Raw genomic sequence first — 12,779 nt, forward strand, 5'->3', positions numbered from 1 at the left:
TCTACTTATCCTGACCTTTTCTCTTTTTTACAGATTGCAAATCGCTTAATGCAAGAAAAAGTTCATCTTTCTTTTTGTATGCTATAACTCCTATTATCAATATCATCAGATGTCGAATCCATATTTGTTCATAAAAGATAATCACTGCCAGTCCCAAAAGCAACACCGACAATGACAGTATACATAATCTCATTGTATTAAATACATGATTAATCTTAAGGGCCTTTTTAACACTTATTGTCATATAAATATAATGCCCCAGTGCAAAAACAGCGTAGCAAAATAGCGTAGTATACGCTGCAGCAATATATCCGAATACCTTTATGCCTACATAATTTAATGCAATATTAAGCAATGCTCCTCCCATAGAGATATACATTGTAAATTTATTCTGATCATAATAGAATTCTACATTGGCAAATGTGGTATACATAAAAGAAAATACCATCCCTATTGCAACCGGCGGAATTACATAAACCGCCTCATAATATTTTTCATCTGCCAGCAGCCTCATAATCTCTGGTGCGAATAATGCAAAAAATAGCGCACAACCGGCGACAAATATGTATATAAGGAACAATGCATCGTCCAAGGCTTTTAGCTGTTTTTTTTCCAACTTATCATATTGCCATGGCACCAAAGCGTTATTGATACTTTGAGTCACTATTTTCATAAGCAATCCCGCGTTATATGCCACACTGTATATGCCAGCCGCTGCCATGCTTACCATCTTCTGAACCATAATACGGTCAAATTGATCTAATATATATTGAGAAAAGTAATGCAACAACAATGGAAGATTAAATTGTAATGCAAATATCGCATACTCCTTTTTAAACCAAATTTTTCCTTTCTTTCTATTATAATAAAACAAGGCTGTTCCAAAACAAAAATTAACCAAAATGCATGTCAAGATACGGGCATATCCTTTCTCCTCTGCCAGCAATACAGCCACAATGCCTATAGATGCATTCAAGAAAGCCATCAAAAGAGTTCTAAACACTACTGGTTTATATATGTATTCATATCTTTTCCGAATCGTCCAAAAATCAATTGCTGGCGTAACCAGTAATTCTGTAAACATGGCTACCATAATGAATGTAGGGAGTTCCGTAATTTCATTTATTTGCTTTCTGAAAAAAAGGTAAATCGTTAGCATCCACAATGTAATCATAAATGTCAATGACTGCATTGTGGATGTATATCCATCCCTGTCTTCTTTATACTTGCTCATTCCCTTATTAAAAACTGCATAATTTAGCCGCAACGTTGCTATTATCGTAAAAATCTGAAGCCATGAATTATATATACTGAATTGGCCATATTGTGTCGGTGACATTATTCTCGTAAATATAGGGGTTGTGAGCAATGATATGCACTTCTGCAAAACGGAACAAAATATGAACCATATCGTCGCCTTGGCAGCAATTGGTATACTATTATATTTCTTTAACATCCTTTTATCCCTTTGCCTTTTATAAAATATTTAAGACACCCTTTTGCCACACTTTTCATTCTGTTCTTAATGCGCTTTTTTCTTAAACCCGGCCCTATTGTTGCCCTATAAGCGGCTTCGATACCCTTCTCATGGTATGTTATCCAGAATCTTTCCTTTTGAGGATGGCTTTTTGAAGGCTGTCTTAAATTCGGGTTACCATTAACCGCTTCCTGATAGTCTCTTTCAACTAACTGCAATCCTTTGCAAAGCTTCAAGAAATCCATCCCCTTTTTTGAATTGACTATGAGGACCGAAACCTTACAATCCGGCTTATCAAACGGGATTTCACCACCTATTTTCCAGAAATCTCCTATTGTTATATCTGAAGCTCTTTCCTCTCTTGCATAAGGGCAACTATAACAGATATCATTATGCAATATACCCTCCTGAAACGACACCAGAAAATCATCCTCATGCCCTTTATATTGCCATACTTTCTTTTCTCCTGCATACAAGGAAAGCTCTACTCCCCATGGACTCCTAAAAGATACCTTTGTAATTTTTTTCTTTTTCTTTGCTTCTATCGATTTTACATAATCAGCAAATATTTTTTGTGAGGATACTCCATGGCATATTAGTTCTACTGTCAAAACCTGATCCAAGTATAACTTGCCTGCGGCTGCCCGCATAGCCGCGCACTGACACGGAGTTCCGATAAACAGCACTTTATTGCCTGCTTTCATTCTTTCGATACAGTCTACATACACTCCACTGCCGTCTGCCTGAATATATTTGCTCCCTCTGAATTTTTCTATGTCCCGCGCAGAATCTGTCAATTTCAATTTTGCAGAACACTTGTCATCCAAATATGTTCCGACAACACAATACCCTTCTGCTAATGCGATTTCATAAAACTCTGCCGCTACCCCTCCAGAACTGCTACCTTCCCTTTTCCCGCTGTCCTTTCTCCATGCCGCATAGGTCACAAGCTCAGACTTATATTCCGGACTCTTTAAAGATGGGCAATGTTTTTCACAAATTTTACAATCAACACAGAGCTCATTATTAATGCAAGGCACAAAATGACCCGTTTCTGTATCTTCCACCATTGTAATTGCTTTTTGCGGACACAAATCATTGCACAGTCCACATCCAGTGCATAAATTCCTGCTACATATATTTTCCATCCTCTAGTGCCTCCAATGCTGCTCGGTATAATGCAATAGAATCACATCTTTTTTTCTTTATCTCTATATCATATGTCTCATAATTCGGAACGGTATCCAAGCTATCACAGAATTCCTTGTAAGAGCTTTCCGCTGAAATTCCTGTCTCCATCATCCCTGTCCATTGAATCAAATCAAAAACCTTTTTCGATTTTGCTTCAACTGCGCATCTCTTATGCAGCATTAAAGTAAATATCGTCCCATGGAATGTTGTGGTAAAAACACACTCCGCATCCTTAATCAATCCGCCAAATTCCAATGGAGAACAGCAAATATTATAATCACACCACGACTGGTACATACATACAGCAACTAATTTCAAATTTCTCTGCTTTGCGTATTTCTTCAAATATTCTCGAAAAGCCGAATTCACATTATACGAATAAACCAATATATATTTTTCTTTTATAAAGTGCTGATGCCCAAAATTATATTCAGCTGCATCCAGCAAACAAGTTGGGTCGCACACAATTTGAGAAAGCTTTCCACAGATTCCATCCACAATACTCTGCGTATTTCTATCTCTCACCCCTATAATCTTAATCTGCCTTAAGCCCTCTATGATTTCAGGAAAGTTCTTAAAATCACACAAATCGGCATTTCCCATGCTGGGTGCATATGCCAGCCTGTTATCTATCCCCAAATTCATACCATAAAAATATGGATTCTGAAATGTCTTTACATTGATATTCCATATTTCATCACTTCCAAGTATGACTGCATCCAACTTAAGTCCGCGAATCTCCGATGGATTAATGACTGTAAACAAATCCAGCGCTTCTGACATCACATTATACATCAGCTTATTATATTTGCCTTGCTGTATTGTTCTAATCATGCCTTTCAGCGAAGTAACTGGTTTAAAAAAAACATCTTTCCGTTCTTCTTCCGTTCGAAACTGTATAAAAAACACTTCATGACCCATTGATTCCAAAAAAACTTTTGAAGCATAGGCCTGCAGATAAGCTCCATAATTCGCTGAATCATACGGCGTGACGATTCCCAATTTCACTTTTTCAATCCCCTTTCAATTCATTATCCATTGCACAGTTTTGTCTAATCCAGCCAGGTATTGTACAAGCAATGAAATAGGGCAAATACATTTCCTTATCATAAAGCGGATTTCCTGTAAATCCATACATTAGGAAAAAGAATTGCACTGCTATTGATATCATAAGGTATAATGCACCACTGTCATCATGTCTTCCATATTTTCTAATCCTTATCATTGCTTTCCAAGCAGAAAAAAGCGAATATACAAAAAAGCAAACAAAAAATGTAAATCCAATAATTCCAGTCTCGCATAGTAATTGAACATATATATTATGGGCATTCCATTCATGAATATTCCGATGTATAAATTGTCCCCACCCAATTCCGAACAGGGGATTATCTAAAAATAAATCAAATGCAATAGCCCACATCTGCGTCCTTCCCAATGTAATATCCCCGCTCTCAGCTGTGTCGGCAAAACGTGTCATAAAAACAGCCAATGCCGGAATATAATTTGCTATAATATAAACTCCTACCAAAACGCCAATTAAAATACCAAATGTCCTAACGAGACGCGTTTTTCTTCTATTGGACATATATGCGTAATATGCAAAAAACAAAGCAGCACAGCTAAATAATATATGCGCACGTTTTCCCGTAAGCAAAAGCGCTATAAGAGAAATAGCAAACCATATTTTATATGTCTTTCTATTTCCGTTAAAGAACATAACACAGCCCCACAGTACTACTGCCATTCCAACCAACATCCCATTCGTTGAATAATGGTTCGTAAACCCTGGCATGCATCCCTGGCTATATTGCTGTGTCAGTACGAGCATATTACTCGGAAATAACATCAGCGTAATCCTGAATAGCTGTGGCATAAAATACATGCCTATGGTGTACAGTGCATAAAACATATAAACTCCTTTTGAAAACAATAAAGCATTTCCCAGCCAATCTTTATCTTGGTATTTTGACAACCATACCATGAAAATAGAGGTTATGAACAAAATCACCGTAGTCGCCGTATTTATAGCTTTCAACCTAGAATTATTATGTAATACACATATCGCCATCAAAAATAATAGTACTGTAATTTTAGGAACACAGATAATCTTCGCTGATTTACTTTTTGAAAAAAAGGGGATAAGTAATGTAACAGCTAATAACATTATCATAAACAACTGCGCATATCCCGATAGTTTATAATATAAGGATGCTAAAGTAGATAATGCCACAACAAGCAAACTGAATATCATAGATAAAGCTTTCCGTTTTGTGGTAGTTAAACACATTATATATAACCTCTTTCAGTACTTTCTTCACTTGTTGTCAAAAAACTTTCAAATCTATAATAAATCTCTCTTCTGCGATGATTTAATTTATCATTCACATTGCTAAAATCCATTGCCTGACCTATCTGTCCATCCTCTGTCTCCTTGCTAAATCTCCTGTTCTGCAATCCTGCAAATTCCAATATATTGTCCATTCTGGTACTGTAAGAATTCGGATATACAACAAAAAAAAGACGATTAAAATTTATCGAAAAAGCCGTACCGTGAAATGAATCTGTCACAATATAATCTGCGTAATATAACAATGACAGAAAATCAAATACTGACGGACAGCAAACCTTTGAACCGAATTTTCTGTCAGCATACGAATACACAATCCTCACTATTTCCAGCTTTCGGTTATTAGCTATTCTCTTGACCACATCATCAAAATTTATATCACGGTGGCTTTGATGAAGCTGATATACTAGCAAATATGGCTTTTCTCTTTTTTTTGCACTGATATGTTCTTCCCATTGCTCTCTGCTGAACAGCAAAGTCGGATCCAATATCATCTCTGAAGAAATATTATATTTATTTAAAATATTTACAGCCGATTGCTCTCGCATAGTAATAAAATCATACTTCCGTATCAAAGGCATAATTTCTGCCGCTTCCGCATCATCAATGGCAGTTTTTCCGATACTTGTTGCAAATGCGATTCTCTTTTTATCCACCGGCGCATACTCCAGAAAAAAGCTCCTCTCTATCCCCTGATTCCAATTGCTATTCCACATTTGGTCGCTTCCAGTGCAATATATATCTGCTTCAGGGACATCTCTTTTCAAGTCATCTATCGAATTATATCCTTTAGCCGTAATATGTATATGTTCTTTAATAAACCCTCGAAAACATTTATATGCTTTCCAAACAGAAATAACCCTTAACAAATCTCTTAATGGTTTTTTTATCCATTGAAGAATGTTCTTCTTCTTATCAAAAACTATGTACTTAATCTGTTCTTTGACTGTTTGATCCTTTCTCCAGTAATCTACGAATTCTACTTCTGCGCCTAACTTTTCAAAAAAATTTTGTGTCGCAAATGTCTGAAGCGCTGAACCATAATTTACTGTATTCAGAACTGTTATGATACTTATTTTCATTTTTCCCTCTTATGTTGACCTCACCTTATTTATAAATGTGTATAACCCTGCACAATGCCTGACTAGAAATAATGAAATCCTCGCCCGGTATGAAATAAAATCTACAATATCGCATATTTTTATTTCTTTAATATCTTTCACAAGATTACTATATTCTTTCCGGAACTGCCCCCCTGCCTTTCTCCGCAGCATGACCAACAGTAAATAGTATTTGGACATAAGCATTTGATAGCGTGCTTCCCTTTCTAACTGCGGAAACGACTCTTTGGTGCTTTCATAAATCCTTTCTGCAAAATAGTCATTATCAAACCATCTTGAGTCAAAGGGCTTGTATGTAGCTGATGTATTTCTTTGATAATAACAATATAGATTTTCATCATGATATATAATTTTTAAAGAGTTTTTTAAAGCTTCAAAACAAAAAAATTTATCTTCATTCATTTTACGATTTATATCAAAATCTATTCCATCTACCACAGAGCGCTTTATTAGTTTATTCCATGCCCCCAGTTCGAACTTTCCTCCGCGAAAGAAAAACCTTAATGCCTCTTCCTTTCCAAATATTTCTATTCCTCTTGATACGGTTTTCTGGCTTATCATACCTATATCGTTCCACTTTTGAATACCGCATATGACCATATCTGCTTCATATGTCTTTGCATCTGACAGCATCAGAGACAACATATTGAGTTCCAGCCTGTCATCTGCGTCAATAAATATAATATACTCTCCTACCGCTTTCTGCTTTCCAACATTCCTGGCCGCAGAGACTCCCTGATTCTCCTGACTGCATACAACGATACGATGGTCTATTTCCGCATACTTTTGGCATATTTTCAAAGAGCAGTCCATCGAACCATCATTCACTAATATTATCTCTATATCCTGTAAAGTTTGCTTTATGACTGAATCCAGACAAGCTTCCAAATATTGCTCAGCATTGAAAACTGGAATAACGATACTTACACTCGGCATAACGTTTTCCTCTTTTTTAACCAATCAACTTAAGATATTTCAAAATCTCCTTCTGATTTCCATATTCCCGACTTTTCAAATATCCCGAAATCCGATTATACAGCGCTGTATCCTCCAAGACTTTAAGCACTCCCTCCGCAATTCCTTCTGATGTCATAGGTGCTATAAGCCCTTCTTGTCCATCTTCCAGCTGATCTCCCACCGTTGGGTACGCCGTTGTCACAATTGGGACAGCTAATATTTTTGCCTCATCCAAAACAACGGACTTTCCTTCATATCGGGAGGGCTGTACAAAAACAGTACAATTTTTTATATAGGGATAAGGATTTTCCCTAGCTCCAAGCAATACAAAACAGTCTTCAACTCCCTCGTCGCTTATTTGTTTTTTTAACTTGCTTTCCAGTTCTCCGTTTCCCAGAACAAACCAGCAAAAATTTATCCCTCTCTTCTTCATGATTCCTGCCGCCTGTATTGCCATATCAAAGCCCTTTTGCTCATGGAGCCGTCCAATTGACAGGATATTGATTTCTCTATCCACATATTCTTTAGGTGAAAATTCCATTGCACGCTTTCTTAATACCGTAGATGATGTTATATTCTCCAGCATGAAAATCTTATTTTTTAATTGCGGAAATTCCTCTTTTAATATGTCAACACAGGTATCAGAAATGGATACGATAGCATCCATATTCGTCAAATGTTCATAATCATATTTTTTAGGATGCCCCGCTGCACGATAATCATTGTGAATCCACACAATCTTCTTATCTGCCTTTACCTTTTCGTCAACATAATATAAAATCTCCCCTGAAATATACGCTAATGCAACATCATAATGCTTCTCCAGTTTTGATATCGTGGGGCTATAAAAATATTTCCACCGAAATCCCCTCTTCTCTCTGCTGTTATGCGTCATTACCCGCGAAATACCATTGCCTGCCAGCTTCCAAGGCATCAATAAACCTGCATTGAAAATAGAATTGTACATTCTGTCTATGGATTTCGGCGTTTCCATTACATTCACATATTCCGGCACCTGCGTCAGAAACATTCCCTTTTTCTTAAATAGCAATAAGTCTATCTCATATTCTTCCTCTGGCAGTTCATTCAAAAGATTAACAAGACTTCTTTCTGCCCCGCCATTATACAAGGATGTCATAACAAACAATATTTTCTTCATCTTATCCTCGCTGCCGCTTTCTTGATGAACCTTTTAAACCCTTTGGGCATCACTCCTGATACAAAATATTTTAATCGTTCCTTTTTGCAATGTTTGCGATAATACTGATTTATGGCTTGATATCCCTGCTTTTTATATAGTTCAAGAATCACTTCTCTTCTTTCGCTGTGTCTGCTGGGACGGCAAAGCTGTTCATTATGTCGACTGACTTTTTCAAACTCACTGGTCAATAAAATAAATTCCGCTCTATTATTCTGTATTGCCTTTTCTCCTTTCTCATTATTAACCAATATACAGGATATTCCCTTTCCATTAGACAATGGAATATCTTTTCCTAACTTTGGATATTCTTCGTGAAATCCCCAAAAATCTCCTAGTGTTATATCCGCTACCCTTTCGGGTGACGCATAAGGACAGCTATAGCAATTCACTCTACATATGTACGATTCTGAGAAAAAATGAATATATGCCAAAGGATTGCAGACATTAATCTTCTCCTTCTCAATTCCGCCCTCATTACGCCAAATACATCTAGTAACTTTTCCCTGCCCCTTACTCTTATCCCTGAAATAAAATTCTTTAACACATCCGCCCAGCTTATTTCCGTAATCCTTGATAAAATCCTGAAATAACCTCTTACTTGGCACACCATGGCAAATCACTTCGACAGTCAATAAGTTTTCATCTTCAGACTTTAAATACATTTTCAAACCTTCAATTTGGCATGGTGTTCCTGAAAAAAGTACCTGTCTTCCCTGCTGCAGATCTTCTTTCGTCTCCCGATATGTATAACCTATCTCACTTTGCACGTACTTGGAGCCCTGAAGCTTTTTAAGTTCCTCCAGTCTGTCGATTCGAATATGCTTCGGTGTCAGAATGTCATCCTTCCTTTGCAGAGCCGCGCCATAAACAACTCCTCCACCCTTTAAAACGTTTCTGGCAAGTACCGCAAATGCTCCTCCGGAAGCAGAATCCCTTAATATTTTTTCGTCTGTAGCAGCTGCTGCATAGACGCTGTGCGCCTTTTGCTTTTCTGCTCCTTTTCCGTATCCGCAGACTCTCTTACAAGCCCCGCATTCAATACATAGCGCTTCGTCAACATGAGGATAGGTAAAGCCATACTCATCCTCTTTCATAGTTATCGCATTTTTAGGACAGACATTCATGCATGCCCCACAGCTACAACAATCATTTTTATCATCAAATAAAATAATCGCCATCTCACTCCCTCGTAATATGTCATACATATCATTTATTTAATGTGCAAAAAGTCAATCGCCTCTCTCTTTTTGCAGGTAAGGTACTCATGGGCATACGCATAATCAGGAATTTCGTCTATCAAACTATCAAATTTCTCTTCTTCCCCTATCTTCATCAGTCTCTCTGATAATTTTATATCAGCCAACAGAGAAGAAATTTTATTTATCCTATTTTTTTCAGTGGGATAACATATAAAATCCCTATCGTATTTGACGGAGAAAACCGTTCCATGAAATGTACCGGTTATTACTTTTCCCGCATTCCTGAATAAGTCTACCCATTCATACGGTGTCAGGTTTATTGTCACTTCGTCATAAAACGCTTTATAATCACCTGCCCCCAAAATCCTGTAGCCATGCTTTTTCGCATACCCGCACAACAAAACCACCAACTCGTCCGTAAGTTTACAGTCATAAAGCAAAATATATTTATAAGGCTTCGGCCTAATCCCCTCTGCTTTGATATCCTTGTCAAAATTATAAAGAAACGTAGGATCCGGCATTTTTACTGCCTCGCGTCCGACAGCACGTTTCACAAATTTAATCGACTCCTCATCTCTCCCAGAAACAAATCTAATGCTCGACAAACCTCCCTTAATCTCATCCGGAACCACCGTTTCTTCTGTAACTGCTCCCACACTTGGCGCATATGCGATTACATTAAGTTTCTCCACCCCACATCCAAATTTCAGGGGATGATAGCCAGACCCCTGAATATTCCATATCTCATCACTTCCAAGTATCAACATGTCCAATCCCAATTTAGCGATTCCGGAAGCGCTGTAAACCTTTCTCGTTCGAGGCAAAGACCTTTCATACTTTGTAAATACCAGGAGCTGTTTCACTTTACTCGCATAAGTATGCAAGGAGTCAATGGACTTTCTGTAATGAAGCACATGCAAGATATTTTTTTGCCAATGCTTATACTTTACATAATTGACTATTGATATCTCCGCCTGAGGGTAAATCTGACGGATTACTTCATATAAACTTTTCATTTGAAGAAATGCACCATAGTTTTTTACATAATGATGCGTAAGAATTCCTATCTTCATCTATCCACGCTTTCCTTAATTGCCTTTTCCAGATATGCTCGGCTTATCTTTCTTTTTTCGTCAATTATTTGATATACACAGTCATAGTTAATTTCTTCTGCCAGCTCGTTCAAATCAAATCGAAAACTTTGAGTCATTTGTCTGTTCTCAATCCCAAGTTCTTTTAGTAAGGCATTTACCTTCCTTATACGGCTTTCATTTGTTAAATAGACTTTAAATTGTTTTTTACTCATAACAGAAAATACCACTCCATGGAATGTCCCTGTAAACACAAACTCTGCATTGCGGAACATCTCAATCCATTCAAACGGCGTGAGGTTAACTGTTATTTTTGTATACTTTCTGTCGCATTCTCCAGCCCCATATACGTTCAAATTATTCTCATGGGCATATTCAAAAATCTGACGGAGCACACTTTCTGGTAACTGCTGACAATAATAAAACAAAATATAGGGTTTAGGAGCAATATTCTGTTTCACCATTGGAAACTTTACTAAAAATGTAGGATCTAGAACTCTTATGGCATCCTGTCCTGTTATCTTTTTCACAAGTTCAAATGTTAAGTCATCTCTGGCCGAAATAGCCTTGAACTTCTTAACCCCTTCTTTTACATAATCCGGTACCTGTTGTCCAGCCACTGCTTTTCCAACACTTGGTGCATATGTAATTAGATTCTCACAGGTAAGACCTATTCCAAACTTAATAGGGGTATTTCCTTTTCCATCCATAAAGTTCCAGACTTCATCGCTTCCTACAATAATACAGTCAAAAGCCAGCTTATTAATCTGCTGTGCATTATAGCATCGTGAGGAAAGTACCATTTCCTTTTTTCGAGCTTTCTCAAATGTCCTCGGTAACTTTGTCTTTTGAATCCAACATTTCAGATTCTCTTTATGCCTATAAAATCGAAACCATCCACACACATTGATTATGAAATGCTTCCTGTTTATATAGTTTATAATTTCCACTTCCTCATTTGGAAACATCTCCTTAACTGCCTCCCTCAACGCCCATGCCTGAAGAAATGCGCCATAATTATTGATGTATTGATGAGTTAGGATTCCAATTTTCACGTGTTCTTCTCTGCCAATTCCAAATATCTGTTTTGAAGCTTGGCCGCCTCCCTTTTTATATTGTAACGCTTGTCCGATATTAAACGCGTATTATCTGCACGTTCCCTCATATTAAGTGCATCCTTTAGCGCATTTACCCATTCTAGCTTAGGAGCTTTCAAATGAATGAATTTCGCCTTTTCTGAAAGTGCAATTTCCTTTGTCACTGTATCAGAATAGATACACGGCAAATCTGCCGCCTGTGCCTCCACTCCTACAACCGGCAATCCTTCCCAAACTGACGGAAGCATGAAACAATCAAAAGCCTGATACCACTCGTTGACATTATTGACATTTCCTTTAAAAATAACTTTCTCTTCAAGTCCAAGTTGCCTTACTTTCTCCTTAACGGTATCCAGCAATTCACCATCTCCCAGCAAAACAAGCCTTGCGCTGCTGTCATACTTGGAAAACTCTGCAAAAATATCCACAAGAAACATATGATTCTTTTGAGTCATGAAGCGTCCTACATGTCCGATAACATTCTTATCCTTTAACCCATTTTTTTCCCTGATATAATCGCGAATCTGCTGGTTATATATAAACCTTTCCACTTCGATTGCATTCGGAAACCATTCATAATTCCCTTTTGCAACTACTGATTCTCCAAAATAGCACTGAGCCGCCGCAATTCCACACGTAAAATGCTGATTCATATTAGCTGGCAGAAAAGCCTTACATGCTAATTTTATGGGGAGCTTCCAATCTTTCGTGATGCTTGCCCCATGGGCATGAAAAATCCTCACAGGAATGCCGCTTACCTTTGCTGCGTGAAGCGCATACACTCCCAATGCTCCATTATGAGCCTCTATTATCTTATATTCCGGATGCTCCCGAAACATTTTTTTCATATATCTAAGATATGACGGATATTTAACCGGATTCAATCCCGGCGTGTGAAAAATCTGTCCCCCCATCGCTTTAATTTCATCATCATAGGCTCCGGGTTTCAGCTTATTGCACAAAAAATCAAACTGGACTTTATTTCTATCTATATGGCGATAATAATTCATCAGCATTGTTTCAATACCAGCCCGATCCATATTACTCACAGAATGCAATACACGAATCATTTTTTGTCCTTTCATTTGCAACCTGTAT

Annotated in this window: 11 protein-coding genes; all 11 read right to left on the reverse strand. The window is 37.5% G+C overall.

The genetic code is table 11. The annotated features are described in order from the left end of the window. Position 1: 1 nt before the first annotated feature. The 11 genes from NFS35_RS14585 to NFS35_RS14635 are packed head-to-tail and all read right to left on the reverse strand — an operon-like array spanning position 2 to position 12,751. Positions 2 to 1,456, reverse strand: coding sequence for a lipopolysaccharide biosynthesis protein (locus NFS35_RS14585; RefSeq protein WP_251207853.1), 1,455 nt, complete (start codon positions 1,454 to 1,456; stop codon positions 2 to 4). Continuing rightward, positions 1,450 to 2,625, reverse strand: a complete 1,176-nt coding sequence (locus NFS35_RS14590; RefSeq protein WP_251207854.1) for a Coenzyme F420 hydrogenase/dehydrogenase, beta subunit C-terminal domain — start codon at positions 2,623 to 2,625, stop codon at positions 1,450 to 1,452. The genes NFS35_RS14585 and NFS35_RS14590 overlap by 7 nt, the downstream gene beginning before the upstream one ends. Beyond that, the gene (locus NFS35_RS14595; RefSeq protein ID WP_251207855.1) at positions 2,609 to 3,676 is read right to left on the reverse strand and encodes a polysaccharide pyruvyl transferase family protein; all 1,068 of its coding nucleotides are present in this window, start codon (positions 3,674 to 3,676) and stop codon (positions 2,609 to 2,611) included. The genes NFS35_RS14590 and NFS35_RS14595 overlap by 17 nt, the downstream gene beginning before the upstream one ends. Positions 3,677 to 3,680: 4 nt before the next feature. Next, a complete protein-coding gene (locus NFS35_RS14600) occupies positions 3,681 to 4,919 on the reverse strand; it encodes an O-antigen ligase family protein (RefSeq protein WP_251207856.1) in 1,239 nt (412 codons plus the stop codon). Positions 4,920 to 4,954: 35 nt separating this feature from the next. After that, positions 4,955 to 6,097, reverse strand: a complete 1,143-nt coding sequence (locus NFS35_RS14605; RefSeq protein WP_251207857.1) for a polysaccharide pyruvyl transferase family protein — start codon at positions 6,095 to 6,097, stop codon at positions 4,955 to 4,957. A 9-nt stretch (positions 6,098 to 6,106) separates the two neighbouring features. Continuing rightward, the gene (locus NFS35_RS14610) at positions 6,107 to 7,072 is read right to left on the reverse strand and encodes a glycosyltransferase family 2 protein (RefSeq protein ID WP_251207858.1); all 966 of its coding nucleotides are present in this window, start codon (positions 7,070 to 7,072) and stop codon (positions 6,107 to 6,109) included. A gap of 16 nt (positions 7,073 to 7,088) precedes the next feature. Beyond that, positions 7,089 to 8,252, reverse strand: coding sequence for a glycosyltransferase (locus NFS35_RS14615; RefSeq protein ID WP_251207859.1), 1,164 nt, complete (start codon positions 8,250 to 8,252; stop codon positions 7,089 to 7,091). After that, the gene (locus tag NFS35_RS14620; protein ID WP_251207860.1) at positions 8,249 to 9,472 is read right to left on the reverse strand and encodes a Coenzyme F420 hydrogenase/dehydrogenase, beta subunit C-terminal domain; all 1,224 of its coding nucleotides are present in this window, start codon (positions 9,470 to 9,472) and stop codon (positions 8,249 to 8,251) included. Before NFS35_RS14620 ends, NFS35_RS14615 begins: the two co-directional genes overlap by 4 nt. A 32-nt stretch (positions 9,473 to 9,504) precedes the next feature. Further along, on the reverse strand, positions 9,505 to 10,566 hold the full coding sequence (locus NFS35_RS14625; RefSeq protein WP_251207861.1) for a polysaccharide pyruvyl transferase family protein: 1,062 nt from the start codon (positions 10,564 to 10,566) through the stop codon (positions 9,505 to 9,507). Next, complete coding sequence (locus NFS35_RS14630; RefSeq protein ID WP_251207862.1) at positions 10,563 to 11,639, reverse strand: polysaccharide pyruvyl transferase family protein; 1,077 nt, start codon at positions 11,637 to 11,639, stop codon at positions 10,563 to 10,565. Before NFS35_RS14630 ends, NFS35_RS14625 begins: the two co-directional genes overlap by 4 nt. Then, positions 11,636 to 12,751 carry a glycosyltransferase family 1 protein gene (locus NFS35_RS14635; protein WP_251207863.1) on the reverse strand — a complete coding sequence of 372 codons (1,116 nt, stop codon included), beginning with the start codon at positions 12,749 to 12,751 and terminating at the stop codon, positions 11,636 to 11,638. The genes NFS35_RS14630 and NFS35_RS14635 overlap by 4 nt, the downstream gene beginning before the upstream one ends. Positions 12,752 to 12,779 lie beyond the last annotated feature (28 nt).

Origin of the sequence: Acetatifactor aquisgranensis (assembly GCF_943193215.1) — a bacterium.
GTDB lineage: Bacteria > Bacillota > Clostridia > Lachnospirales > Lachnospiraceae > Acetatifactor > Acetatifactor aquisgranensis.

What these genes read in the sequence shown, in the direction of transcription:
- NFS35_RS14635 (WP_251207863.1), bottom strand. Translation starts at nt 12,751, where the DNA reads ATGATTCGTGTATTGCATTCTGTGAGTAATATGGATCGGGCTGGTATT.
- NFS35_RS14605 (WP_251207857.1), bottom strand. Translation starts at nt 6,097, where the DNA reads ATGAAAATAAGTATCATAACAGTTCTGAATACAGTAAATTATGGTTCA.
- NFS35_RS14600 (WP_251207856.1), bottom strand. Translation starts at nt 4,919, where the DNA reads ATGATATTCAGTTTGCTTGTTGTGGCATTATCTACTTTAGCATCCTTA.
- NFS35_RS14610 (WP_251207858.1), bottom strand. Translation starts at nt 7,072, where the DNA reads ATGCCGAGTGTAAGTATCGTTATTCCAGTTTTCAATGCTGAGCAATAT.
- NFS35_RS14620 (WP_251207860.1), bottom strand. Translation starts at nt 9,472, where the DNA reads ATGGCGATTATTTTATTTGATGATAAAAATGATTGTTGTAGCTGTGGG.
- NFS35_RS14625 (WP_251207861.1), bottom strand. Translation starts at nt 10,566, where the DNA reads ATGAAGATAGGAATTCTTACGCATCATTATGTAAAAAACTATGGTGCA.
- NFS35_RS14615 (WP_251207859.1), bottom strand. Translation starts at nt 8,252, where the DNA reads ATGAAGAAAATATTGTTTGTTATGACATCCTTGTATAATGGCGGGGCA.
- NFS35_RS14590 (WP_251207854.1), bottom strand. Translation starts at nt 2,625, where the DNA reads ATGGAAAATATATGTAGCAGGAATTTATGCACTGGATGTGGACTGTGC.
- NFS35_RS14585 (WP_251207853.1), bottom strand. Translation starts at nt 1,456, where the DNA reads ATGTTAAAGAAATATAATAGTATACCAATTGCTGCCAAGGCGACGATA.